The following is a 24,791-nucleotide window of genomic DNA, read 5'->3' as shown; positions in this document are numbered from 1 at the left end:
CTCATTCCCCGCTCGCCCGGGGCGGGGGCGGGCCGGCGGGCGCGTCGGACGGGTGCTCCGACGGTGGCGGGGTGGTCTCGCGCAGCAGGGCGGTCAGCCCGGCCCGGCGGGCCACCACGGTCAGCCGGTCGCCGGCGGTGATCACCAGGCGGGGATCGGCCGACCAGTCCGCCTTCAGCCCGGCGCGGGCGTGCGCGAGCAGGCGTACCTCGCCGGGGTGGGCCACGGCGGAGAGCGGGCGGCCGTCCAGCGGCGACCCGGCTGCCACCGGCACCTCGGTGACCAGCAGCGCGTGCCGGCCCACCGGGATGGTGGCGATCACCGCCCGGTCCAGCAGGGCGGCGGCGAACGAGGGCGCGGCCAGGTACGACACGCTGCGCGAGATGCCGATCCCGAACGCCTTCTGGATGCGCTCGGCGAAGTCGCCGTCGAACAGCCGCAGCACCACCCGCAGGTCCGGGTTGAGCCCCCGACCGTTCAGCGCGGCCCGCAGGTTGACCCCGTCGTCGGTGGAGGCCACGACGAGCGCCTGGCAGGTCTCCACGGAGGCGGACCGCAGGGTCTCCTCCAGCGCCGCGTCGCCGACCACCACGGGCACCCCGAGCCGGTGGGCCAGCGAGGCGCCCCGCGCGTCCGGCGTCCGGTCGATGGCCACCACCTCGACGCCGAAGTCGTTCAGCTGGGCCATCACCCGGGTGCCGATGTTGCCCAGCCCGACGACCACCACGTGCCCGGACCGGTCGGGCTGGATCCGCCCGGCGTGCAGGGCCAGCCGGGCGTTGACGATCCCGTCGACCACCACGGCGGTGATCAGCGGGATCAGCGCCAGCCCGGCCAGGTTGAGCACCACCTGCATGACCTGCGCGGCGACGGGCTTGGTGACGTCCGGGTCCTCGCCGGTGAGCGTGGTGACCAGGGTGAGGTAGAGCGCGTCGGCCCAGTTGACCCCGGCCGCGCGGGAGTTGAGCCAGCCCAGCGCGGAGATGACCGCGAGCAGCACCAGCACCGCGATGCCGATCTTGCGGGTGGCGAAGCTGCGGACCGCGCGGAGCAGCACCGCGACCGGCTGACGACGACGCCGGGCGCGGACCAGCCTGCGGGCGGCCAGCTCGGTGCCGGGCGGCTGGCCGGTCGCCTCGGCGAGCACCACGTCGGCGGTCGCCTCGTCGGCGGGCAGCACCCGGGGCCGGGCCGGGTCGCCGGTGTCGGCCACCCCGCACACCACGTCCTGCGGGCGGACGTCGGTGCGGCGGGCCACGTAGAGGGTGCGTCCGCCGTGTCGGAAGTGGGTCAGGGCGACCTCGCCGAGCGCGGCGGCCACGAACGCGGGGGCGGCCATCGACGCGTCGGAGAGCACCGCCGAGTCGGGGAAGAGCTGCCGCACCCCGTTGGCCAGGCTGGTGTTGAACATGCGCACCACCAGCCGCAGCCGGGGCTCCACCTCCTGGGCGCAGAGTGCGGCGTGCATGTTGCCGACGTCGTCCTGGTGCAGCAGGGCCAGCCCGTCCGCGCCGGCCAGCCCGGCCCGGCGGAACGTCGCCTCGTCGAGCCGGTCCGCCCGGACGACCTGGATGCCGTCGACGTCCCGGCCGTCCGGGCCCTCGGAGCGACGCCGCTCGGGCACCACGAGGGTGATCCGCATCCGGCCGGTGTCCAGCTCGGTGGCGAGCAGCGCCCGCACCACCCAGTACGCCAGCGGGTCCGACCCGCAGACGACGAAGTGCGGGCGGTTCTCCCCGTTCATCCGCAGTCGCCACCCGGTGGCGCGACGCGCGCGGTCACGCAGGGGCTCCGCCATGCGCCGAATCGTAGTCAGCCGACGGGCGACCGCGCAGCCCCACACGATCATGAACGAATGTCGCGGCCCGGGACGGGTAGAGCAGCGGCATGCAGACGTTCCTGCCGTACCCGGACTTCCTGGCCAGCGCCCGGACGCTGGACCAGAGGCGGCTGGGCAAGCAGCGGGTGGAGGCCATCCAGGTGCTGCGCGGGCTGACCTGGCCGGGGTACGGCTGGCGCAACCACCCGGCCGTCAAGATGTGGGCCGGGTACGAGGAGGCCCTGGTCCGCTACGGCCTGGACATCTGTGCGGTGTGGTGCGAGCCGGGCCGGGCCGACACCTGCGCCGCGACGCTGGCCACCGACCTCGCCGCCGCCTGCGGCGTCGCCACCGTGCGCACCCAGGAGGTGCTGGCGCAGGCCGGTGAGCTGCCGCCCTGGCTGGGCCGCGACGACCTGCACCGCAGCCACCGCTCCTCGCTGCTGCGCAAGGACCCGGAGCACTACCGTCCGTTCTTCGACGACGTCGGGCCCGACCTGGAGTACGTCTGGCCCGCCTCCGACCGCGAGCCGCAGTGCCGCCCGGCGTGAACGGCCCTCGACGGCCGCCCCGCGTCGGAAGCGCACCATCCCCCGCCCCTCGGGCAGACTGAGTCGCGTGGCGCTGTCGCGGCTGGTGGGCCGGTTCATCGGCGTACGGGAACACGTGGTGGACCCGGGCGGCGGTGCCGCCCCGCGCGTGCCGCGCCCGGTCGAGGCCGTGGTGGTCGGCGGCGGGATCGCCGGCATGTCGGCGGCGGTGGTGCTCGCCGAGCGCGGGGTGCGGGTGACCGTGCTGGAGGCCACGCCGACCCTCGGCGGCCGGTTGGGCGCGTGGCCGGAGCCGCTGGCCGACGGCACCCAGATCAACGAGCACGGCTTCCACGCGTTCTTCCGGCAGTACTACAACTGGCGGTCGATCCTGCGCCGGATCGACCCGGGGCTGGCGTTCCTCAGGCCGGTTCCCGGGTACCCGGTCCTGAGCGCCGAGTGGCCGACGGAGGAGTTCGGGAAGCTGCCGCCGGCCCCGCCGGCGAACCTGCTCGCCCTGCTGCTGCGCAGCCCGAGCCTGCGCCTGGCCGACCTGCGCGGGATGGACCGGGACGCCGCGCTGCCGCTGCTCACCTACGACCCGGTGCGCACGTACGCCGAGTTCGACAACGCCACCGCCGACGAACTGCTCACCTCGCTGCGGCTGCCGGACCGGGCCCGGGCGATGCTGTTCGAGGTCTTCTCCCACTCGTTCTTCAATCACGAGGCGGAGATGTCGGCCGCCGAGATGATCGCCCAGTTCCACTTCTACCTGCTCGGCAACCCTGAGGGACTGGCCTTCGACTGCCCGGGAGCGGACTACGCCACCGCGATCTGGCAGCCGCTGACCCGGCACGTGGTGAAGCACGGCGGGCGGGTGGTCACCGGAGCCGCCGCGGCCCGGCTGGACCGGGGCCCGGACGGGTGGCGGGTGACCGTCACCGACGGCGCGGTGTACCAGGCCGGGCACGTGGTGCTGGCCGTCGACCCACCGGCCCTGGCCCTGCTGGTGGGCGCCTCGCCGGTGCTCGCCGGGGCCGCCCCGGAGCTGGTGGCGGCCATGCCCGCGTTCGGCGCCCCCGGCCCGCCGTACGCGGTGGCGCGGTACTGGTGCGACGGGGACGTCGACGCCGGGCGGGCGGTGTTCAGCGGCGTGTCCCGGCAGCCCACGTTGGACTCGGTGACCCTGTACCACCGGCTGGAGGACGAGTCGCGCCGCTGGGCGGAGCGCACCGGCGGCTCGGTGGTGGAGCTGCACGCGTACGCCTGCGACGAGGGGGTGCCGGCCGAGGAGCTGGCCGAGCGGATGCGGGTCGAGCTGGTCGCGCTCTGGCCGGAGGCGGCCCGGCTGCGGGTGCGCGAGCTGCGCGCCCGGGTGGAGGCCCGGGCCCCGGCGTTCGCCCCGGGCGGTCACGCGTGGCGGCCGGGGGTGCACACCGGCGCCGAGGGGCTCTACCTGGCCGGCGACGGCATCCGGACCGACTTCCCGAGTGCGCTGATGGAGCGGTCGGCGGCGACCGGGATCATCGCGGCGAACCACGTCCTGCGGGCCGAGGGGGCGGCGGCCGAGCCCGTCCGCTCGATCCGCCCGCGCGGCCTGCTCGCGCGGCGATGACCACAAAGGCCCTGATTCGCCACGAATTGCCGTAAATCTGATCTATCCTCGACTGACATCCACCGGCGTCGCCGGCACGGGAGGTCGAGAGGGTGTCCACGGTGCACCGGCGCGACGCGGCCGGCGGGCCGCCCGGCGACGAGGCGGGCGGCGACCGGTACGACGACGCGTACGGGCTGCTGCGCGACGAGCGCGCCTGCATCGTGACGGCGCTGCGGCTGGGCTGGTGGCTGGCGGACGCGTACCACCACGCCCGGACGGCCGACCTGTCGACGGACGGGCGGCCGGCGCAGCCGCCGGCGAAACTGACCAACTTCACCGAGATGTCCGGCCGGCGGCGGCTGGGGATGTACCTGGACGGGATCGACGTGGCGCTCGCCCAGATCGCCGGGCTGACCCGCGGCGGCACCACCGCGCCGCCCACGCTCGCCCCGGGCGGCGGCGTCCCGTCCACCGGGGACACCCGGGCCGCCCTGCCGGCCGGGGCCGGGACGCTGCTGCTGGCCCTCGACGACCTCAACGTGGACGTGCTGCGCTGGGCGATGGCGACCAACCACCGGGTCGGGCTGGCCTACCGGCTCGGCAGGTCGCTGGCCGACACCGTCCGGCGCGGCGACGCCGACCAGGTGCCGTGGCGCTTCGCCGGCCGGCAGGTCGAGATCAGCCGCTGGCTCGACGAGCTGGCCACCGTGCTGCCGCCGTACTCGGCCGCGGTGGTGCGCCGGTCGCTGCGGGCGTGGGCCGACGCGGTCACCCGGGCCGGGGTCGGCGACCCGGCCGAGGCCGGCCTCGCCGAGCTGGCCCGCGAGCTGCGCAACCAGGGCGACCTGTGGCGCAGCGTGCTGACCGGCGGGCTGCACCCCCGGGACCTGCTCGACGAGGAGGACTACGCGGTCGTCGCGCGAAACGTCATCATCCGGGACCGGAAGCTGGTGGCGCGGGCGGCCCGGGGCATCTTCTGGCCGGTACTGGCCCCGCTGCTGGTGGTGCTCCTCGCCGTGGTCGGGGTGAGCGCCGCCGCCTCGACCGGCTCCCCCGCCGCCCGGGCCGCCGTCGCCCTGGTCGGCCTGGGCGCCGGGCTGACCGCGATCTGGCGGACGGTGTCCGGGCCGGCCCTCGCGGTGGCCGGGGAGGTGAACCGGCCGCTGCTGGAGGTCGAGTTGACCGTCCGGATGGCCGACCGGGTGACCCGGCCGCTGGCCACCGCCCGCGCCACCGCCCGGTCCCGCCGCCGGCGCGGGCCGGGCGAGGTCGTCGGCGGATCGAAATGCGTTGCCGGCCGCACCCCCGCAGACCTACCGTGATCGCGCAAGGTCAACCAGCCCGGCGGGAGCAAGTCATGCCGTTGTCGCACTTCAACACCGCGCCGACAGTGCCGCCCGTCGATGGTTGTCGCAGTGAGGCCCCCCGGGACGGGTGGCCCGGCTGACGCGTACCCGCACGCGTCGAGCCGTCCCGTCCCCCGCCGGACCGGACGGCTCCTCGCCGGCCGGCCCACCCACCGCCGATCCTGGAGGGAGTGCCCGGTGGACGCCGTTCTCGTCATCAACGCCGACCTCGGCCCGCTGCACCGGGTCACCGTGCAACACGCGATCCGGATGCTCTGCCGGCGGGTCGCCGAGATCCACGAGGCCGAGCCGGACCGCGTTATCGGGATCTTCCCGGTCCCCCGGGTGGTCCGCCTCGTCCGGTACGTGGTGACCCGCTGGCGGTTCAGCGCCGGCCCGGCCTGGTCCCGGGCGGGCGTGCTGCGCCGCGACGGCCGCTGCTGCGCCTACTGCGGCGGGCCGGCCGGCACTGTCGACCATGTGCTGCCCCGCTCGCGCGGCGGCCGGAACGCCTGGCGGAACACCACCGCCGCCTGCTACGGCTGCAACCAGCGCAAGGGCGACCGGACGCCGGCCGAGGCGGGCATGCCGCTGCGGCGCGAGCCGGTCGTGCCGAGCTGGGCGGCGCTCGCCGGGCGGTGACGGACCGGCCGGCGGGAACGGGGGGCCGCGTCAGGGGTACGCCCCGGCGCGGCACCCGCCGGCCCCTGGCGGTCGCGCCCCGGTTCAGCCGGCGGCGGGCGGGGCCCAGCCGAACCGGGGCGGCCGGCGCTCGTTGGCCGCCGCCACCCCCTCGCGGGCCTCCCCGCTGACCCGGACCTGCCCGTGCCACCAGGCGATCCGGTCCTCGTCCGCCCGCTCGTCGACGATCTCCTTGGCGGCGGTGACGGTGAGCCGCGAGCGTTCGGCGATCGCGGCGGTGACCGCACCCACCCGGGCGGCGAGCCCGTCGGGCGGCAGCACCTCGTCGACCAGCCCGATCCGCAGGGCCCGCTCGGCGTCGATCAGCTCGGCGGTGAAGAGCAGGTGCTTCGCGGCTGACGGGCCGACCAGCCGGGCCAGTCGCCGGGTGGTGGGCACGGGGTAGACCAGGCCCAGTCGGGCCGGTGGCACGCCGAACCGGGCCTCGGCGGCGGCGAGGCGCAGGTCGCAGGCGACCGCGAGCTGGCAGCCACCCCCGACGCAGGCGCCCTCGATCGCGGCCACGGTCGGCCGGGCGAAGGCGGCGAGCCGTTCCTCGGCAGCCACGGCGATGCTGGCGTCCCCGGCGTCCAGCAGCTCGTCGAGGTCGCCCAGGTCGGCCCCGGCGCAGAAGGTGCCGCCCGCGCCGGTGAGCACCAGCACGCGGACCCGTTCGTCCGCCTCCAGCCGGTCCAGCAGCACCGGCAGTTGCCGCCACATCGCCGCGGTCATCGCGTTGCGCCGCCCCGGGCTGGAAATCACGATCGTGGCCACCGGTCCGGCCGTCCCGACGGTCAGCTCCGCGTCCGACACCCCCACCAACTCCCTCGCCTCGCCGGCCCCGGTCCGCAGCGCGAGCTCGCCGGGCCGGTGCGGCGACCATAACGAGGCGGGCCCGACGACCACCCGTGTGGGGTGGCCGCCGGGCCCGCCGGGGTACGGCTACGTCAGGCGACGTTGACCGCGGTGTCGTCGACGACGAAGGAGGTCTGGAGCGAGACGTCCTCCGTGCCGGTGAACTTCAGGGTGACGGTCTGGCCGGCGTACGAGGCCAGCGAGAACGACTTCTGGCTGTACCCGGCGGCCTTGTTCAGGTTCGAGTACGTGGCCAGGGTCGCCAGCACGGTCCCGGACGAGTTGAGCACCTGCACCGAGAGCTTGTCGTACTGGATGCTGGTGGTGGTCTCGGTCGTGTCGATGTGCAGCCAGAAGCTGTAGTTGTACGAGGTGCAGCCCGCCGGCAGGGTCACCGACTGGGAGAGCGTCTCGGTGTTGGTGGTGCCGCGCCCGTTCAGCCAGGCGCTGTAGGTGCCGGTGCGAGCCGGCTGGCTGGTGCCGTGCTGGGCGATGACGCCGGAGCTGGCCGTCCACACCGTGTTGCCGGACTCGAAGCCGGGGTTGCCGAGCTTCTGGCCCGCGCCGGTGCAGCCGCCGGTGCCGGTGACGGTCAGCGTGTAGGTGGCGCTGTGGGGCACCGTCCCGGTGCCGGTGACGGTGACGGTGTAGGTGCCCGCCGGGGTTCCGGACGTGGTGGCGATGGTGAGGGTCGACGAGGCGCCCGAGGTCACCGAGGCCGGGTTGAACGACGCGGTCGCGCCGGTCGGCAGGCCGGACGCGGAGAACGTCACGGTCTGGGCGGTGCCGCTGGTGGTGGCGGTGGCCACGGTGGTGGCGACGGAGCCGCCCGGGGCGACCGAACCGGAGGTCGGCGACAGCGTGACGGAGAAGTCGTTACCGGTCGACGAGCAGGGCGCGTCGTTGCCGGCCACGTTCACCGCGGTCCACGCCGCCTGGACGGCCTTGTACTCCGTGGAGCAGTTGCCGTACAGGTCGGTCGCTGCCTTGAGGGTGTACGCGCGGGAGGTGTTCGCCGGGGTGGTGGTGTTGACGTACGACGTGTTGGAGGTGAAGTACACGTCGAGCGCCCGGAACCAGATCTTCTCGGCCTTGGCCCGGCCGATGCCGGTCACCGCCGGGGCGGAGCCGCAGACCGGCGAGGTGCCGTACGCGGTGGCGCCGGTGCCCTCGGCGAGGTTGAAGTAGAAGTGGTTGCCCACGCCGGAGGAGTAGTGCACGTCCTTGTTCTTCGTGCTGGTCGACCAGCACGAGTCGGACGAGCCGTCCAGCGTCGGGTTGTACATGTAGCGCAGCGGCGTGTTGTTGCCGTTGATGTTGATCTTCTCGCCGACCTGGTAGTCGCCCGGGTCGCTCGGCGCGTTGGCGTAGAACTCCACCATGTTGCCGAAGATGTCACTGGTGGACTCGTTGAGGCCACCGGACTCGCCGGAGTACACCAGGCCCGCGACCGCCTCGGTGACGCCGTGGCTCATCTCGTGGCCGGCCACGTCGAGGGAGACCAGCGGGCGGGAGTTGCCGGAACCGTCGCCGTAGGTCATCTGCGCGCCGTCCCAGAACGCGTTGACGTAGGCGTTGCCGTAGTGCACCCGGCTCGGCACGCCGGCGCCGTTGCCGAAGATGCCGTTGCGGGCGTGCACGTTCTTGAAGTAGTCGAACGTCATCGCGGCGCCGAAGTGGGCGTCCACGCCGGCGGACTGCCGGTTCGTGTTGGCGCCGGTGCCCCAGACGTTGTCGGCGTCGGTGAACGTGGTGCAGGTCGACGTGCCGTTGTTCATGTCACAGGTACGGCCGTTGCCGCGCACCGGGTCGATCATCTGGTACGTGCTGCCGGAGAGCGTGGTGTCGACGCTGACCGTGCCGGTGTAGATGCCCGTGCCGCTGCCGGTGACCGTCTCGATCTCGTCGTACGAGCCGATCACCTTGCCGGTGACCGCGTCGGTGATGACGTGCAGCTTCGAGGGGGTCTGCTTGTCGGCCTTCCAGCCGGAGGCGACGGTCTCCCAGGCGAGCCGGCCCTTGCCGGAGCTGGCGTCGACGAAGAGCTCCGGGACGCCCACGGCGGTGAGCGAGCCCGAGAACTCCTTGCGCGCGGCCTCCTTGGCCTTGGCCGAGGTGACCTTCGGGCTGGCGGCGAGGGTCAGCGGGGCGGCGAGGCCCACCGAGGCCCCGGCGTACTCGCCGTTCGCCTTGGCGTGGATGACGAAGTCACCGCCGTAGACCCGCAGGCCCTGGTAGGTCCGGGAGTAGCGGGTGTGCGAAGCGCCGTCGGCGTCCACCTTGGTCCGAACAGCCTGGTATGCCTCTCCGCTGGCACCCTGGACGGCGCCGGGGTTGCTGCGGAGGACCGAGTCGGCACGGGCCGCCGACGGGTCCGGGGTGGGGGCTGCCGCTTGCGCCGTGGTGGCGACGCAGGTGAGCAGGCCGCCGGTAAGCAGCGCTGCGCTAGCGGCGGCGAGGGTTTTCTTCACGTGCCCTCCTGGCAAGGAATGTGTGACGGGGGTAGTCACGCATGTAGATATAGTGATCTCCCGACGAAAGGGGAAGGGGGCGACCACTTCCGGACTCCAACACTGGCCGAACGGATGAGGAGGACAAGGTGACGGAACCGGGCGGAGTCCGGACACGTCCGACGGGCATGAGATCGACCCCCCTCCGCATCGCCATGATCGCCGCGCTGCTGGCGGCGAGCGGGTGCGCGGCCGGCGATCCCGGCACCCCCGCGCCGCCACCGTCCGCTCCCGTCTCGCCGCCCGCCGCGACCGCCTCCCCGGGCCCCACCGCCGGAACCCCCGACGCCAGTGCCCCGCCCGAGGCGTCCCGGGCCGCCCGGGTGGTCGTCCGACGCACGGGCGGCTTCGCCGGGCAGAGCGACACGGTCACCGTCGAACCGGACGGCCGATGGACGGCGGTCGACCGCGCCGGCACCCGGCGCACCGGCCGGCTCACGGCCGCGGACCTCGACCGGCTGCGGCGGCTCGCCGCCGAGCCGCGCCTCACCGAGGGCGGCACCGCCGACGCCGCCGGCCGCTGCTCCGACGCCTACGAATACCGACTCACCGTCGGCACCGCCACGATCGACTGGACCGACTGCCCGGTCGCGGGCACGCCACCGCAGGCCGCTTCGGCGCTGGCCGCGCTCGTGCTCACCGCCGCCGGTTGACCCGCCGCCGGGCCGGAGGAGCGCTTCATCGAGGCGGGCTCCAACCCGGCGGGCGTCAGAACCGGTAGTCCGGGGGCAGCCCGGTGCCGCGCAGCTCGGCCGGCAGGTGGGCGACGTCGTTGACGGCGACCAGGGTCGGCGGCCCGGCCGAGCTGTAACGGATCACGGTCAGCCCGGCGTTGTGGTGGTTCAGCCCCAGCCAACGCCCGGGCGGGGCGTCCAACGCGTGCCGGACCAGCCAGGCGATCAGGAACGTGTGGGTGACCACCAGCACCAGGTCGTCTCCGTCGGCCGGCGGGGCGGCGAAGCGCGCGACGGCCGCCGCCGTCAGCCGCGGCCCGTCGACCCGCTCGCTCGCGGAGAACCCCGCCAGAAGCCTCGCGTACGCCGCAGGCAGGCCGGCCGGGTCGGTGTCGTGCGGCAGGTGGTCGCCGGCCAGCTCCGTCGCGTACACCGGGATCCCGGGCAGGGACCGGGCGACCAGGCCTGCGGTCTGCGCGGCCCGGGGCAGCGGCCCGTGGTGGACGGCGGTGAAGGGCACCCCGGCCAGCCGCTCGCCGAGCAGGGCCGCCTGCCGCCGGCCCCGGGCGGAGAGCCCCACCTCCGGCGGGTCGTCCGTAGCGCCGGCGGGCCGGTCCTGCTCACCGTGCCGGGCCAGGAACAGCAGGCGGCTCGCCATCGTCACCTCGTACGGGTCGGGAGGCGCGATGCTAACCCGCGCCTCCCGACCCGCCCGCCCCGCTCAGCCGCGCGGGAACATCTGACCGATACGGATCTTGTTGCCGAACGGGTCCCGGATGCCGAAGTCGATGCCGTACGGGCGCTCGGTCGGCTCGTCGGTGATCTCCACGCCCTTGGCGACCAGGTCTTCGTGCGTCTTGTGCGCGTCGTCGGTGGTCATGAAGAGGTAGCCGCCCAGCGCCCCCTTGGTGAGCAGCTCGCGGACCTGCTCGGCCGTGGCCGGGTCCAGGGCCGGCGAGCCGGGCGTCTCCAGCAGGATCTCCCGCTCCGGGTCGCCGGGCAGGTTGACCGTCAGCCAGCGCATGAAGCCGAGGTCCTGGTCGGTGTTGACCTCCATGCCGAGCTTGCCGACGTAGAAGTCGAGGGCCTCGTCCTGGTCGAGCACGTAGATCTGGGAGCGGCTGATCGCGTTCATCGTCATGCCGAGAACGCTATTCGACCGCCCCGACCTGCTGCTTATCCAAAACTGCTAGGTCGCATCCAGGCCTTGGCGAAGCACGCGGGCACGTCCGCCGGCACCCTGCGCCGGCGGTACTCCGTCGGTGACTCGCCGACGATCTGGCGGAACGTCCGGCTGAAGGTACCGAGGCTGTTGAACCCCACCGCGAAGCAGACCTCGGTGACGTCCCGGTCGGTCTGGGCGAGCAGGTACATGGCCCGCTCGACCCGACGCCGTTGCAGGTACCGGTGCGGGGTCTCGCCGAAGGTGGCGCGGAAGGTGCGGATGAAGTGCGCCTCGGAGACGTGCGCGATCCGGGCCAGGGCGGGGATGTCGAGCAACTCGGCGTACGCCCGGTCCATGGCGTCCCGGGCGCGGAGCATGGCCCGGTTGGACTCCTCCACCGCGCGGCTCATCCCACCTCCGTCCTGCGCGGGCGAACGCCGACGCGGCACCGGCATGCCGTTCTCCAGGACACCGGCAAAACTGTGGAGCCTCGGCCGGGATCGGACCGGCGATCTGATTGGCAGAGGTGGCGGCACCCCGAAGGGGTCAACCAACCGCAGCCGCTTGTCCGTCCCGCCGCCCGTGAGCCCGATTACTGTCGGCGCTGCCGACACTCCGGCGAGCAACGGCGGCGAGTGCCACCGAACGCCTTGTGAAATTGGAGCCCCCGGCCGGGATCGAACCGGCGACATCTCGCTTACAAGGCGAGTGCTCTGGCCAGCTGAGCTACAGGGGCAGGTCGTGCGTGGCCAGCATAAGCGACAGACCTCGGGAGTTGTCCCTCGGCAGGCCCTCCCAGCACGGAAAACGCCGATTTGCCGACCCTGTCGGCTGTCATCCGCCGGCGGGCGGGCGGAACCACGCGGAGATTGATGCCTGGCTGTGCCCGACTGCCCGGAATGTGAATGCCGTCCGTCCCATCCGACGCTTCTCGTGTTGGCAGGTTGCGGAAAGCCGTTTACGGTGCAGTGACACGGATGACAGTTCCGGCGGCCCCCGCTGCCCGGAGCGTCGCCCGGACCGCCGGCGTCACAGGGCGCCGGTTGCTCCTTCACTCGGATCGTCCGGCACGTTCCTGCCGGTGAAAGGAAGCGCTCCACCATGGCTACGGTCACCTACGCGAAGGCGTCCCGCATCTACGCGGGCACCGAGCGTCCCGCAGTGAACCAGCTCGACCTCGAGATCGGCGACGGCGAGTTCCTCGTCCTCGTCGGCCCCTCCGGTTGCGGCAAGTCCACCAGCCTGCGCATGCTCGCCGGCCTGGAGGACGTCGACGACGGCGCGATCTACATCGACCAGCGCGACGTCACCCACCTCCCGCCGAAGTCCCGCGACATCGCGATGGTCTTCCAGAACTACGCCCTCTACCCGCACATGTCGGTGTACGAGAACATGGCGTTCGCGCTGAAGCTGCGCAAGACCCCCAAGGCCGAGATCGACCGGCGGGTCAAGGAGGCGGCCGGGCTCCTCCAGTTGGAGGACTTCCTCGGCCGCAAGCCGAAGGCCCTCTCCGGCGGCCAGCGCCAGCGGGTCGCGATGGGCCGGGCGATCGTCCGCGAGCCCCAGGTCTTCCTCATGGACGAGCCGCTGTCGAACCTCGACGCCAAGCTCCGGGTGCAGACCCGTACCCAGATCGCGTCGCTGCAGGCGAAGCTCGGCATCACCATGGTCTACGTCACCCACGACCAGGTCGAGGCCATGACCATGGGCCACCGGGTGGCCGTCATGCTCGACGGCGTCCTCCAGCAGGTGGACACCCCCCGGGCGCTCTACGACACCCCGGCCAACGTGTTCGTCGCCGGCTTCATGGGCTCCCCGGCCATGAACATCAAGACCGTCCCGCTGAACGAGCAGGGCGCGACGTTCGCGGAGCTGAACATCCCGCTGACCCGCGAGCAGGTCGAGGCGGCCCGCGCCGAGGGCGGCGACCGCAAGGTGACCGTGGGCTTCCGCCCGGAGGACTGCGAGATGGTGAGCCCGACCGAGGGCGGCATGCCCGTCGTGGTCGAGCTGGTCGAGGACCTCGGCTCGGACGTCAACGTCTACGGCCACGCCGCGATGGAGGGCCACAACGAGCGGTTCGTGGTCCGCACCGACCGGCGCACCATGCCGAACATGGGCGACACCGTGTTCGTGAAGCCGCGGACCGGCCGTACCCACGTCTTCAACGCCGCCACCGGCAAGCGGATCTGACGTACGACGCAAGATGGGGGTGCCCGCCGATCGGTGGGCGCCCCCATCGTCGTCTCCGGGCCGGTATCCGGGTGATCATCGAGGTGCCGGTACGCCGGCACGGCCAGGGGCGGTCGGTCGCGGGGTGGTGGAACGGAGCCGGCAGTTGTAGGCCCCGGACAGGCGGAAGGGGCGGCCCGCATCTCGGCGGACCGCCCCTTTCCGTGTCTGCGGGATCAGCCCTCGGCGGCCCGGCGGCGCGACACCTCGGCGAGGGCCACCGCGGCGGCGACGCTGGCGTTGAGCGACTCCACCTCGGAGATCATCGGGATGCTCACGGTAAGGTCGCAGGTCTCGCCGACCAGCCGGGACAGCCCACGCCCCTCCGAGCCGACCACCACGACCAGCGGCCCGACGGCGGCCTCCAGGTCGTACAGGTCGGTCTCGCCGTCGGCGTCCAGGCCGACGACCATGAAGCCGGCGTCCCGGCAGGCCTTGAGCGACCGGGTCAGGTTGGTGACCTGGGCGACGGGCACCCGGGCCGCCGCGCCGGCGCTGGTCCGCCAGGCGGTCGCGGTGATCCCGGCAGCCCGCCGCTCCGGTACGAAGACACCCTGCGCGCCGAACGCGGCGGCGGACCGGATCACCGCACCGAGGTTGCGCGGATCGGTGACGCCGTCCAGCGCCACCAGCAGCGGGGCGGTCTGCTCCAGCGACGCGGCGACCATGTCGTCGAAGGACTCGTACGCGAACGGCGGCACCTGGAGGCCGACGCCCTGGTGCAGCACGCCGCCGGTCATCCGGTCCAGCTCGGCGCGGCTGATCTCCAGGAGGGCGATGCCCCGGTCGGCGGCGGTGCGGACGATCTCGTTGATCCGGTCGTCGCTCTCGATGCCCTGGGCGATGTAGAGCGCGGTGGCCGGCACCTGGGTACGCAGCGACTCCAGCACCGGGTTCCGCCCGACCAGCAGCTCGGGGCTGTCCTTCGCCGGGTTGGACTTGCGGCCCGGCGCGACCCGGGGGCCGGTGCGGCCGGTCGGCTTGCCGCCCCGGCCGGCGGCCCCGCCGCCCCGACCGACCGGAACGCCCCGACCGCCGCCCCTGCCCCAGGTGGTGTCCTTGGTGCCCGGCTTGCCGATCTTCGGGGCACGCCCCTCCTCGCTCGCCGCCCGGAGCTCCTTGTCCTGCTTCCAGGCGGTGCGCTGCGGCAGCTTCTCGGTGCCCGAGTACCCCTTGTGCCAGGGGCGCTCGTCGGCGGGCAGGGTCCTGCCCCGGCCCGCGAGGGAGTCCTTGTTCTTGCCTCCGGAGCCCTTCGGGGCGCCTGCCTTCGACGTCAGTCGCCGGCCACGGCGCTGCGAGTTGCCGGCCATCAGTCCTGCTCTCCAATAGTCCAACGGGGGCCCTGGGGGGTGTCCTCGATCATCACGCCGGCCTGCTTGAGCTGGTCGCGGACGGCGTCCGCGGCGGCCCAGTCCTTGCGGCTGCGGGCCTGCGCGCGCTGCTCCAGGGCCAGCGCGACCAGCGAGTCCATCACGTCGCGCAGGTCATCCACGCGACCGCCGCCCGTCCAGGCCTCGTCCAGGGGGTCGATCCCGAGGATATCCAGCATCGCCCGCACGGAGGCGAGCGCCGTGCGGACGGTCACATCGTCGCCGGAGGTCAGCGCGCTGTTGCCGTCCCGGGTCACCTCCTGGAGCACCGCGAAGGCGGCCGAGGTGTTCAGGTCGTCGTCCATCGCCGCGACGAAGGCCTCCGGCAGTTCCCCGAAGTCACCCGGGCCGACCCGCTCGGCGGCCCGCTGGACGAACCCCTCGATCCGCCGGAAGCCGGTCGCCCAGTCGCGCAGCGAGTCCTCGGTGTAGTCGATCAACGAACGGTAGTGCGCGACCGCGTAGTAGTAGCGCAGCTCGATCGGGCGCACCCCGAGCGACGCGACGTACGCCAGGTCGAGAGCGTTGCCGGCCGACTTGCCCATCTTCGCGCCGCCGATGCTGAGCAGCCCGTGATGCACCCAGTAGCGGGCGAACGGCAGGCCGGCGGCCTGCGACTGGGCGACCTCGTTCTCGTGGTGCGGGAAGGTCAGGTCGAGCCCGCCGCCGTGGATGTCGAACTCGGCGCCCAGGTAGCGCCAGCACATCGCCGAGCACTCGATGTGCCAGCCGGGCCGCCCCCGGCCCCACGGTGAGGGCCAGTACGCGTCGGCCGGCTCGTCGGGCTTCGCGCCCTTCCACAGCGCGAAGTCGCGCGGGTCACGTTTGCCCCGCTCCGGGGCGTCGCCGGCGGCCTGCATGGCGTCGGGCGACTGGCCCGAGAGCGCGCCGTAGGCCGGCCAGGAGGCCACGTCGAAGTAGACGTCGCCGGAGCCGTCGGTGGCCGGGTAGGCGTGCCCGGTGTCGATCAGCTTCGCGATCAGCTCGTGCATCTCCGGGACGTGCCCGGTGGCCCGCGGCTCGTACGTCGGCGGCAGCACGTTCAGCGCCTGATACGCGCCGGTCAGTGCCCGCTCGTTGGCGTACGCGATCGACCAGAACGGCCGGCCCTGTTCCACGGCCTTGACCAGGATCTTGTCGTCGATGTCGGTCAGGTTGCGGATGAACCGGACCTCGAACCCCTTTGCCAGCAGCCAGCGGCGCAGCACGTCGTAGTTGACGCCGGAGCGAAGGTGACCGATGTGCGGGGGTGCTTGGAGGGTGAGACCACACAGGTAGACCCCCACCTTGCCGGCTTCCTGCGGGACGAAGTCCCGCACCGATCGGGTGGCGGTGTCATACAGGCGTAGCGTCACCTCACAAGCGTAGCCGTCCACGCATTCCCGGGTCGCCCGGTGCCGGGTCGTACGCTGCCCTCGTGGATGAGGCGGCACGGGAGTACGGCACGACGGCCCGACCCGGCGACGGGCTGCGCGGGGGCGAGACGGCCCAGACGCTGGACCGGGGGCTGCGGCTGCTGCACCTGGTCGCCGACGCCCCGGGCGGGCTGACCGTCACCGAGGCGGCGAACCTGCTGGGCATCGGCCGGGCGGCCGTCTACCGGCTGGTCGGCGCGCTGAGCGGGCACGGCATGGTGCGGCGGGACGGCGACGGCCGGCTGCGCCTCGGCGCGGGGGTGCTGAACCTGGCCCGCCGGGCCCAGCCGCTGCTCGCCGAGGGCGCGCTGCCCGCCCTGCGCCGGCTCGCCGAGCAGGCCGGCGCGACCGCCCACCTCACCGTGGTCGAGGGCGGCGAGGGGGTCGCACTGGCGGTGGTGGAGCCGAGCTGGACGTCGTTGCACGTGGCGTACCGGACGGGGACGCGGCACCCGCTGGAGCGGGGAGCGGCCGGTCGGGCCATCCTCGGCGGCCGGTCGGGCTCCGCCGAGCCGGTGGGTACCAGCGGCGAGTTGCAGCCCGGCGCGTACGGGGTGGCCGCGCCGGTACTCGGCGTACCGGGCCTGGAGGCGAGCGTCGGGGTGGTCGCGCTGGCCCCGCTCGACCCGGAGGTGGTCGGCGGGCAGGTGCTCGCAGCGGCCACCGCCGTCGCCACCGCCCTCGCCTTCTGACGCCGGCCGCCGGGCCCGACGCGTCGGTCGGGAGGACGCCATTAGCACAGCCGGAGGGCACCCGGCTGGTTGTCCACAGGGGGATGGGTCGACCGGGCGAGGCGTTGTCCACAGGGGTATCCAGGCGCGGCGGCTGCCGGGAGCCTGGGCGCATGCCCCGACACCCTGATCGCCCGTCCGCCCTCGCCTGGCAGGTCTTCCGTGCCTCCGAGGCGATCCGGCTGGGCCTCGTCACCGCCCACAAGCTACGCAGCTCGGCGTGGGTCAACCTGCGCCGCGACATCTACGCCGACTCGCGCCTCGACCTGGACCACACGCTGGCCTGCCGCGCGGCGTCCCTGCAACTGCCCCCGGGCTCGGCGCTCGCCGGCCCGTCGGCGGCGCTGCTGTACGGGGTCGAGCACGCCGCCGAGTTCTCCGACGAGGTGCACGTGGCCAGCCCCCGCACAGCGGGGCTGCGCAGCCAGCGGGGGCTCCGGGTGCACCTGACCGACCTGCGGCCCCCCGCCCCGCCACCGGCCCCCGCAGCGCTGCTCACTCCCGTCCCGCTGCCCGCCCCTGCCCCGCTGTCCGCCCACGTACCGCTGTCCGCCCGCTCCTCGCTGCCGGCCCACGGTCCGGCCACGATCGGGGCAGCACCATCGCCCGCCCCGGGTGCCGTCCGCACGGCGCCACAGCCGCGCGGCGCCACCCGATCGACGCCACCACCGCGCGACGCCGCTCGCGCCGTCGGGTTGCGGATCGGCCGGGGCGCCGCGGGTGGGGAGGGTGGCGCGGCTGTCGCGGTGCGTCCGGAAGACCTGACCGTTGCCGGGGCGACGCCGATCGCGGTCGCGGCGGCGGCGTGGGCGCTCCCCCGCACCGATCCGGCGACGGCGGCCTGGGAGACCGCCGTCTGGCTGGAGCCCCTCCGGGCCGTCGGGATCGTCGACAGCCTGCTCCGCAAGGGCCTGACCACCCGGGACGCGTTGACCGCGATCGGGGTCCGCCACGCGGACCGGCCCGGGGGCCGGCGGGCGAGGTGGGTCTTCGGCCTGGCCGATCCCGGGGCGCAGTCACCGCCGGAGTCCGAGTTGCGGGTCCGGCTGGTGCTCGCCGGGCTGCCCCGCCCGGTCGCCCGGCACCCGGTCCGGCTGGCCCCGGGGCTCGTCCTGCACCCGGGCCTGGCCTGGCCGGAGTTCCGCGTCGCGGTCGAGTACGACGGCAACCCGCACGCCGACGCCGAGCAGCTGCACCGCGACCGCCGGCGGCTCAACCAGCTCGTCTGCGCGGGATGGATCGTGCTGCACGCGCCGGGCCGCCGCCTACGGCACGACTTCCCCGCGCTGACGCGGGAGGTCCATGCCGCCCTGGCCGCCCGGGGTTGGCGGCGTTGATCCCCGGGACGACGAGGGCCCGGACGACCGTGGTCGCCCGGGCCCTCCCGGTGGCACCGGTGGTCACCCGCGGGTCTTCACCGCCGCGTACGCGTCGATGATCCCGTGGCCGTAGAAGCCGTTGAACTTCGAGTCACCCGCGCAGTAGGCGTTGAACTCGGCGTCCCGGCCCTCGTTGGTGTACGTCTGCAGACGCGGCTCCGGGCAGGCACGCTCCGTGGCGGTGCGGTAGAGCTGCCGCTCGACCTTGGCCGGGTCCATGCCCAGGCCGTCCCGGGTCTTCTTGCCGTACTTGCTGACGATCAGCGCGGCGACGCCACTGACGTGCGGCGACGCCATCGAGGTGCCCTGAAGGTAGGTGTAGTACCCGCAGTCGCCGTTGGCCTTGCACTGCTTGAACACCGACTCCTCGAAGCCCTCGACGATGTTGCCGTTCTCGTCGACCGACCCCTCCTCCTGGAGCACGTGCTTCGGGTACGTGGAGAGGATCATGTTGGCGTCGAGGCGGTAGGTGTCCGTGCCGAAACCGTCGCGGAACCAGCCACCCGGCGCGGCGACCGAGATCTGCTCGGTGCCGTAGTTCGAGTAGTCGGCCTTCTTGCCGGAGGGGCCGACCGCCGACACGCCGATCACGTGCGGGCCCTCCACCGGGAGGTCCCAGCAGGTGGCGTTGTCGATCGGACGGTCGTACGGGTCGGCGCCGTAGTCCGGGCTGGAGGTGTCGGTGCGCGGCGCGCCCAGGTCCTCGTGGTTGTTGCCCAGCGAGCCGACCAGGGTGACGCCCTTGCGGTGGGCGAAGTCGAGCGCCCGCTTCATGGCCTCGATGGTCGCCCGCTGCTCGGTCTGCGCCTGCGGCGAGTCGGCCGGGTTCGCGGTGCAGTTGTAGAGCCACGGGTCGACGTAGAAGGACATGTTCACCACGTCGAGACCGACCTTGCCCGCGTGCACCAGGGCGTTGACGACCGGGTCGAGGAAGAAGTAGCCGGAGTCCTGGCCACCCTTCAGCTCGACCAGGGTGACGTTCGGGGCGACGCCGGAGAGACCGAACCCGTTCGCGGCGGCACCGATGGTGCCGGCGACGTGGGTCCCGTGGCCGCCGTCGTCGGTGCCGACCGGGTCGAGGCAGCTCGCCACCTCGCACTCCCCGTCGACCTCGGGGATGTCCGGGGCGAAGTTGCGCGACAGGGACCAGCTGAAGTTCGGCGCGAGGTCGGGGTTGGTGGCGTCGACACCGGTGTCCAGGATGCCGACGGTGACCCGACGGTCGCCCGGCTCCACCTTGCGGGCCTCGTCGGCCCGGATCATCTCCAGTCCCCAGAGCTTCTCGTCCAGCGGGTCCATCTTCTTGCCCCGCTTGGCGACGGCGCCCTTGGCCTTGGCCTTGGCCTGGGCGAGGAGGTGCTCCTGCTCGACCCGGTCGAGCTTGGGCTTGCGGCCGATCGCCTTCCGCTCGGCCGCGCCGAGCAGGGCCGCGTTCGCGGTCGCCCGGCCGGCGAAGTCGGTGCGGTCGCTGGTGACCTGGAACAGCCCGACCTCGTCGGTGCGGGAAACCACGGTGCCGCCCGCGGCGGTGATGGCGGCGATCGCCGTGTCGGCGGAGACGCCGGCCTTCGCGACGACGGTGAACTCCCGGGTCGCGGTCGGCTCGGCGTTCGCCGTGCCCACCACGCCGGTCACCGTGAGTGCCAACGCCGTTGCGGTCGCGACGGCACCGGCGGTGAAGCGCTTGCTCACCACATCAGATCCTCTCGTTGAGGGACGTGGCAGTCATCCCATATCACCGATGGGCGTTCCGCCAGCTGGGAGTCCGTATTGCACGTCATTCAGGCTTTCGTCGGCTCGCTGTCGTCGCGGCGTCAAACGGGCGTCCCGGCGTGGGAGGAGCTACGCCTCGCTCATCTCGCGGCCGGCGCAGAGCCGGTCGACCGCGTCCAGCAGGTCGGCCAGGGTGGAGACCTCTGCGTCGGCCGGCACACCGGGCGGGCGGGGAAGGCCGAGGCGGTTGAGCCAGACCGCCCGCAGGCCGGCCCGCCGGGCCCCGAGCACGTCGAGGTTGGGCGAGTCGCCCACGTGCACGATCCGCTCCGGCGGCACCCCGGCAGCCTCGACCACCGCGGCGAAGAACTCGGGGGCGGGCTTCTTCGGCAGGCCGTTCTCGTGGGCGTACAACTCGAAGGCGAACTCGCCGGCGAGGCCGCAGCGCTCGGCGCGACTGTTGCCGTTGGTGGCGTAGCCCAGGGCGTACCGGCCGCGCAGCGCGGCGAGCGCAGGCAGCACGTCGGGGAAGGGGCGGGTCAGCGCGAAGCGCCGGGCGAAGAAGACCGCCGCGATGTCGTCCAGGTGCGCGTCGAGGCCGGCCCGGGCGAGCGACCGGGCCAGCGCGGCCCGCCGGATCTCCAGGACGGGGGCGGCGCTCATCGCGGCGAACACCGCGTGCCAGTCGGACTCCAGCTCCGCGAGGCTGATCCCGGCCGCCGCCGGGGTCAGCCTCCGCATCTCCTCCAGTACGGCCACCAGCCCGCCGGTGACCGCCGGGCGCAGATCGATCAGGGTCTCGTCGGCGTCGAACACGACATGGGTCAGCATCCGGCCAGACTTCCACCCACCGGCGCGATCGTGGGGGCGTCAGCCCTCGGCGGCGAGCGCGGGCTCGACGGGACGGCGGCCCGGCCGGTCGTCGACGGGCGACCCGCGCAGCTCGTCGAGGCGGACCAGGGCGACCCCGGCGACGATCAGGGCGCCGCCGAACAGTTGCACGACGGTCGGCAGCTCGCCCAGCACCAGCCAGGCGATGAGCACCGCGAACATCACCTCGGTCAGCCCGACGAACGAGGAGAGCCGGGCCCCGAGAATCCGGGTCCCGGCGATCCCGGCCAGGTACGCGACCACAGCGGCGACCAGTGACAGGCCGGCGATGGGGACCAGCCAGCTGGTGCGCTGCCCCGCGAAGGTCACCTCACCGAAGGTGGCCCGCAGCGGCAGCGCCCCGGCCAGGCCCAGCAGGAGCAGGACCGCCGCGCCGACGGCCATACCGGCGCTGGCCATCGTCACGGACGGCAGGCCGTCGTCGAGGCGGCCGGCGATCACGAAGTACCCGGCCAGCCCGACCGCCGCGCCCAGCCCCCAGAGCACGCCGACCGGGTCGAGGCGGCCGGCGCCGGTCAGGTCGAGGACGCCGACGAGGCCGGCCAGCGCCGCGACCGCCCCGGCCACGGTCAGCCGGCGCGGGCGCTGCCCGTGGACCAACCACATCCAGCCGACCACGAGGATGATGCCCAGGTACTCCAGCAGCAGCGCCACGCCGACCGGGAGGTAGCGGACGGCGTTGAAGAAGCACGCCTGGGCGAGCGCGACGCCGAGGAGCCCGAAGACGCCGACCGGGGCGAGGTTGCGCCGCAGCACGCCCCACCGGCCGCGCACGGCCAGCACCCCGGGCACCGCGAGGACGGCGGCGGCGAGGCCGACCCGGGCGACCACCGCAGCCTCCGCGGACCACCCGGCCTCGATCAGCGACCGGGCGAAGGTGCCCGAGGTGGCGAACGTGACGGCCGACAGCAGCACCAGGCCGAGACCGGTGCCGGCGGCGGGTCGTGGACGCATCGAATTCCCCAGTACGTCATGAGTGAAGTAGCCTTACGCCAATGACGCTAGGCGGGTCACCTGACAGGGGTCAAGTTGCTTTTCGCCCATGACACCGAGTGCGGGCTGATCGCCGCCGCCGCCCTGGTCAACACCACCGGCGGCCACGGCGAGGCGCTACCCGACGTGGCCGCCCTGGACGCGTTCTTCGCCGCGCACGGCTGGACCGGCCGGCACGAGCACACCGAGGCGGAGCTGCGGGCCGTCCGAGAACTGCGCCCCCGGCTGCGCCGGATCTGGCACGCCGACACCGACGGGATCGTCGCCATCGTCAACGGGCTGCTGCGCGAGGCCGGGGCGCTGCCGCAGCTCGTCCGGCACGACGACGAGCCGTACCACCTGCACGCCGTGCCCAGGGACGCACCGCTGGCCACCCGGATGGCGGTCGAGGCCGCGATGGCCCTGGCCGACCTGGTACGCAGCGGCGAGCTGGGCCGGCTGCGCGGGTGCGACCACCCGGACTGCGACAACGTGCTGGTCGACCTGTCGAAGAACCGTTCCCGGCGGTACTGCGACGCGAGCTGCGGGAACCGCGCCGCGGTCACCGCCTACCGGGCCCGCAGGGCCACCGCCCGCCCCTGACCCACGTCGCGCCGCCACCCGCCCTCAAGGCGGGATTCGCGACGCCTTGATGCCGCCGCGTCATCGACGCGGAGTCGATCAATCGGCAGGCGGCCGGGGAAGCGTGGTCAGGAGGAAGTATCCGTCATGAGCCAACGGGAGACGGCGACGCGAAGCAGGACATTGTCCCCGGCGGGCCCGGCCGGGGCGGTGACGTCCCAGTCGTACTTGCGGCGGAACCCGTCGACGGCCCACTCCGGGAAGGACGAGCGCACGATGGTGACCGCGCCCTCCGCCACCACCGGGTACACGCCGTCCGGCAGCGCCAGCGACACCCGGGGATCGGCAACAATGTTACGGGTCTTCCGGTTCCGCTCCTGCGTGCAGATCCACCACTCGCCGTCCCGGTACAGGAACCAGACCGGCGTGACGTGCGGCGATCCGTCCGGTCGCACCGTGCACAGCCAGACGATCCGTTCCCGCTCGAGCCGCTCCAGGATCTCCGGATCGAGCACTATCTCTCCGATCACTGCGGCATCGCCGCGACGAGGGCCAGCCACGAGGCCGGGCCGACGGTCAGCACCGGCCCCGTCGGGTCCTTACTCCGGCCGTGACGTATCCGCGGCCGGCCCGGCTCCGCCACCAGGAAGGCCGACGCCGTCGTCTGTTCATCGATCATCGGCAACCGCCCTCCACACCGATAGTGATCCACGCCGACGCTCCGCAGCCTGCGGAAGGCCCGGCACAAAACGGATCCCGCAGCCGTCGGCTACTTTACCGATCATCTGACTGTCGAGGGAGGCCGATCCGTGCCCCGGCCCCCGCACGACCGGGGGGTTGCACCCCCCGCCAGGCAGAACCCGAGCCAGGCCGGGCGGCCGGGGTCAGGGGTGGGTCATCCGGAGCAGGTCGAGGGCCTCGTCGAGCTGGTCCGCGGTGAGCCTGCCGTCGGCCACGTGGCCCCGGGCGATCACCACGTCCCGGATGGACATCTCCTTGGCCAGCGCCTCCTTGGCGATCGAGGCGGCCTCGTCGTACCCGAGGTGACGGTTCAGGGGGGTGACGATCGACGGCGAGCCCTCGGCGTACGCCAGGCAGACGTCGGCGTTCGCGACCAGGCCGGCCACGCAGCGGTCGGCGAGCAGGCGGCTCGACGCGGCGATCAGCCGGATCGACTCCAGCAGGTTGCGGGCCATCACCGGCAGCATGACGTTCAGCTCGAAGTCGCCCTGTGAGCCGGCGAAGCCGACCGTGGCGTCGTTGCCGACCACCTGGGCGCAGACCTGCCGGACGGCCTCGGCGACGACCGGGTTCACCTTCCCCGGCATGATCGACGAGCCGGGCTGGAGGTCCGGGATGCGCAGCTCGCGCAGGCCGGCCCGGGGGCCCGAGCCCATCCACCGGATGTCGTTGGCGATCTTGTAGAGGCCGACCGCGATGGTCCGGAGCTGCCCGGACGTCTCCACCAGCGCGTCCCGGGCACCCTGCGCCTCGAAGTGGTTGCGGGCCTCGGTGAGCGGCAGGCCGGTGGACTCGCGCAGCTTGGCGATCACCGCCGCGGCGAAGCCGAACGGGGTGTTGATCCCGGTGCCCACGGCGGTGCCGCCGAGCGGCAGCTCGGCCAGTCGGGGCAGCGCCCCCTCCAGCCGTTCGACGCCGTAGCGGACCTGGGCGGCGTACCCGCCGAACTCCTGACCCAGGGTGACCGGCGTGGCGTCCATCAGGTGGGTGCGGCCGGCCTTGACCACGGTCTCGAACTCGGCCGACTTGGCCTCCAGCGCCTCGGCGAGGTGGGTCAGCGCCGGCACCAGATCCTCCACGACGAACTGGGTGGCGGCCAGGTGGATCGAGGACGGGAAGACGTCGTTGCTGGACTGGGAAGCGTTCACGTCGTCGTTCGGGTGCACGTCCCGGCCCAGCTCCCGGCCGGCCAGCGTGGCGATCACCTCGTTGGTGTTCATGTTGGACGAGGTGCCCGAGCCGGTCTGGAACACGTCGATCGGGAACTGGTCGTCGTACCCGCCGTCGGCCACGTGCGCGGCGGCGGCGGCGATGGCGGCGGCCACGTCCGCGTCGATCACGCCCAGCTCGCCGTTCACCTGGGCAGCCGCGCCCTTGATCTGGGCCAGGGCCTTGATCTGGGCCGGCTCGATCCCCCGCCCGGAGATCGGGAAGTTCTGCACCGCGCGCTGGGTCTGCGCCCGCCACAACGCCTCGGCGGGCACCTCCACCTCGCCCATCGAGTCGCGTTCGATCCGGTAGCCCGCTGCCTCTGGAGTCGTCACGCCCACCATCCTGCCCCGACCGCCGCCGGGCCGCAGATGATCGC

The 24,791-nt window shown here is 73.5% G+C and carries 23 protein-coding genes and 1 tRNA gene; 9 read left to right on the top strand and 15 right to left on the bottom strand.

The features are described 5' to 3' along the window. Position 1: 1 nt before the first annotated feature. Entirely contained in the window at positions 2-1,798 is a 1,797-nt protein-coding gene (locus ABT023_RS04295) for a potassium channel protein (RefSeq protein WP_350881538.1), read from the bottom strand. Positions 1,799-1,887: 89 nt separating this feature from the next. Between ABT023_RS04295 and ABT023_RS04290 the strand changes: the two genes are divergently transcribed. The 4 genes from ABT023_RS04290 (at position 1,888) to ABT023_RS04275 (ending at position 5,934) form a co-directional block, all read left to right on the top strand. Next, positions 1,888-2,370 (top strand): MSMEG_6728 family protein, encoded by a 483-nt coding sequence (locus tag ABT023_RS04290; protein WP_350881536.1) that lies wholly within the window; start codon positions 1,888-1,890, stop codon positions 2,368-2,370. Positions 2,371-2,437: 67 nt separating this feature from the next. After that, positions 2,438-3,964 carry an FAD-dependent oxidoreductase gene (locus ABT023_RS04285; protein ID WP_350881534.1) on the top strand — a complete coding sequence of 509 codons (1,527 nt, stop codon included), beginning with the start codon at positions 2,438-2,440 and terminating at the stop codon, positions 3,962-3,964. Positions 3,965-4,056: 92 nt separating this feature from the next. Continuing rightward, positions 4,057-5,268, top strand: coding sequence for a hypothetical protein (locus ABT023_RS04280; RefSeq protein ID WP_350881532.1), 1,212 nt, complete (start codon positions 4,057-4,059; stop codon positions 5,266-5,268). Between the two features lie 222 nt (positions 5,269-5,490). Then, positions 5,491-5,934 carry an HNH endonuclease gene (locus ABT023_RS04275; protein ID WP_350881530.1) on the top strand — a complete coding sequence of 148 codons (444 nt, stop codon included), beginning with the start codon at positions 5,491-5,493 and terminating at the stop codon, positions 5,932-5,934. 84 nt (positions 5,935-6,018) lie between these two features. On the opposite strand, the gene ABT023_RS04270 is transcribed toward ABT023_RS04275, so the two are convergent. Both ABT023_RS04270 and ABT023_RS04265 read right to left on the bottom strand, forming a co-directional pair. Further along, positions 6,019-6,792 carry an enoyl-CoA hydratase/isomerase family protein gene (locus tag ABT023_RS04270; RefSeq protein ID WP_350881637.1) on the bottom strand — a complete coding sequence of 258 codons (774 nt, stop codon included), beginning with the start codon at positions 6,790-6,792 and terminating at the stop codon, positions 6,019-6,021. A gap of 128 nt (positions 6,793-6,920) precedes the next feature. Next, positions 6,921-9,299, bottom strand: a complete 2,379-nt coding sequence (locus ABT023_RS04265; protein WP_350881528.1) for a M4 family metallopeptidase — start codon at positions 9,297-9,299, stop codon at positions 6,921-6,923. 167 nt (positions 9,300-9,466) lie between these two features. Between ABT023_RS04265 and ABT023_RS04260 the strand changes: the two genes are divergently transcribed. Next, positions 9,467-9,991, top strand: a complete 525-nt coding sequence (locus tag ABT023_RS04260; protein WP_350881525.1) for a hypothetical protein — start codon at positions 9,467-9,469, stop codon at positions 9,989-9,991. Between the two features lie 55 nt (positions 9,992-10,046). Here the strand turns inward: ABT023_RS04260 and ABT023_RS04255 are convergent, their stop codons facing one another. The 4 genes from ABT023_RS04255 to ABT023_RS04240 all read right to left on the bottom strand — a co-directional run bounded on the left by ABT023_RS04255 (position 10,047) and on the right by ABT023_RS04240 (position 11,913). Further along, positions 10,047-10,670 carry a histidine phosphatase family protein gene (locus ABT023_RS04255; protein ID WP_350881523.1) on the bottom strand — a complete coding sequence of 208 codons (624 nt, stop codon included), beginning with the start codon at positions 10,668-10,670 and terminating at the stop codon, positions 10,047-10,049. Positions 10,671-10,733: 63 nt separating this feature from the next. Beyond that, positions 10,734-11,153 carry a VOC family protein gene (locus ABT023_RS04250; protein WP_350881521.1) on the bottom strand — a complete coding sequence of 140 codons (420 nt, stop codon included), beginning with the start codon at positions 11,151-11,153 and terminating at the stop codon, positions 10,734-10,736. Positions 11,154-11,188: 35 nt separating this feature from the next. Continuing rightward, the gene (locus ABT023_RS04245; protein ID WP_350881519.1) at positions 11,189-11,587 is read right to left on the bottom strand and encodes a helix-turn-helix domain-containing protein; all 399 of its coding nucleotides are present in this window, start codon (positions 11,585-11,587) and stop codon (positions 11,189-11,191) included. Between the two features lie 249 nt (positions 11,588-11,836). Beyond that, a tRNA-Thr gene (locus ABT023_RS04240) sits at positions 11,837-11,913 on the bottom strand. A 365-nt stretch (positions 11,914-12,278) separates the two neighbouring features. Here ABT023_RS04240 and ABT023_RS04235 point away from each other — a divergent pair. Next, positions 12,279-13,370, top strand: coding sequence for an ABC transporter ATP-binding protein (locus ABT023_RS04235; RefSeq protein ID WP_350881517.1), 1,092 nt, complete (start codon positions 12,279-12,281; stop codon positions 13,368-13,370). A gap of 215 nt (positions 13,371-13,585) precedes the next feature. Here ABT023_RS04235 and rlmB read toward each other — a convergent pair whose 3' ends face one another. Together rlmB and cysS are read right to left on the bottom strand one after the other, a co-directional pair. Next, complete coding sequence (rlmB, locus tag ABT023_RS04230) at positions 13,586-14,719, bottom strand: 23S rRNA (guanosine(2251)-2'-O)-methyltransferase RlmB (RefSeq protein ID WP_350881515.1); 1,134 nt, start codon at positions 14,717-14,719, stop codon at positions 13,586-13,588. Then, positions 14,719-16,134 (bottom strand): cysteine--tRNA ligase, encoded by a 1,416-nt coding sequence (cysS, locus tag ABT023_RS04225; protein ID WP_350881513.1) that lies wholly within the window; start codon positions 16,132-16,134, stop codon positions 14,719-14,721. The genes rlmB and cysS overlap by 1 nt, the downstream gene beginning before the upstream one ends. A 62-nt stretch (positions 16,135-16,196) precedes the next feature. Between cysS and ABT023_RS04220 the strand changes: the two genes are divergently transcribed. Both ABT023_RS04220 and ABT023_RS04215 read left to right on the top strand, forming a co-directional pair. Continuing rightward, positions 16,197-16,886 (top strand): IclR family transcriptional regulator, encoded by a 690-nt coding sequence (locus ABT023_RS04220; protein WP_502890582.1) that lies wholly within the window; start codon positions 16,197-16,199, stop codon positions 16,884-16,886. A 152-nt stretch (positions 16,887-17,038) separates the two neighbouring features. Further along, on the top strand, positions 17,039-18,262 hold the full coding sequence (locus tag ABT023_RS04215) for an endonuclease domain-containing protein (protein WP_350881511.1): 1,224 nt from the start codon (positions 17,039-17,041) through the stop codon (positions 18,260-18,262). 63 nt (positions 18,263-18,325) lie between these two features. Here the strand turns inward: ABT023_RS04215 and ABT023_RS04210 are convergent, their stop codons facing one another. The 3 genes from ABT023_RS04210 to ABT023_RS04200 form a co-directional block, all read right to left on the bottom strand. Next, on the bottom strand, positions 18,326-19,996 hold the full coding sequence (locus tag ABT023_RS04210; protein WP_350881509.1) for a S8 family serine peptidase: 1,671 nt from the start codon (positions 19,994-19,996) through the stop codon (positions 18,326-18,328). 150 nt (positions 19,997-20,146) lie between these two features. Continuing rightward, positions 20,147-20,848, bottom strand: coding sequence for an HAD family hydrolase (locus ABT023_RS04205; protein ID WP_350881507.1), 702 nt, complete (start codon positions 20,846-20,848; stop codon positions 20,147-20,149). Positions 20,849-20,887: 39 nt separating this feature from the next. Then, positions 20,888-21,862, bottom strand: a complete 975-nt coding sequence (locus tag ABT023_RS04200; protein WP_350881505.1) for an EamA family transporter — start codon at positions 21,860-21,862, stop codon at positions 20,888-20,890. Positions 21,863-21,937: 75 nt separating this feature from the next. Between ABT023_RS04200 and ABT023_RS04195 the strand changes: the two genes are divergently transcribed. Then, positions 21,938-22,483: a CGNR zinc finger domain-containing protein gene (locus ABT023_RS04195; RefSeq protein ID WP_350881503.1), complete on the top strand. Its 546-nt coding sequence runs from the start codon at positions 21,938-21,940 to the stop codon at positions 22,481-22,483. A 107-nt stretch (positions 22,484-22,590) separates the two neighbouring features. Here the strand turns inward: ABT023_RS04195 and ABT023_RS04190 are convergent, their stop codons facing one another. The 3 genes from ABT023_RS04190 to ABT023_RS04180 all read right to left on the bottom strand — a co-directional run bounded on the left by ABT023_RS04190 (position 22,591) and on the right by ABT023_RS04180 (position 24,756). Continuing rightward, positions 22,591-22,992: a pyridoxamine 5'-phosphate oxidase family protein gene (locus ABT023_RS04190; RefSeq protein WP_350881501.1), complete on the bottom strand. Its 402-nt coding sequence runs from the start codon at positions 22,990-22,992 to the stop codon at positions 22,591-22,593. Beyond that, entirely contained in the window at positions 22,989-23,141 is a 153-nt protein-coding gene (locus ABT023_RS04185; protein WP_350881499.1) for a DUF397 domain-containing protein, read from the bottom strand. Before ABT023_RS04185 ends, ABT023_RS04190 begins: the two co-directional genes overlap by 4 nt. Before the next feature lie 205 nt (positions 23,142-23,346). Further along, on the bottom strand, positions 23,347-24,756 hold the full coding sequence (locus tag ABT023_RS04180) for a class II fumarate hydratase (protein ID WP_350881497.1): 1,410 nt from the start codon (positions 24,754-24,756) through the stop codon (positions 23,347-23,349). Between the last annotated feature and the right edge of the window lie 35 nt (positions 24,757-24,791).

Source organism: Micromonospora sp. NPDC002296, assembly GCF_040296145.1.
Lineage (GTDB): Bacteria > Actinomycetota > Actinomycetes > Mycobacteriales > Micromonosporaceae > Micromonospora.
The sequence above is the reverse complement of the archived record's forward strand: the minus strand, read 5'-3'. Positions and strand labels throughout refer to the sequence as shown.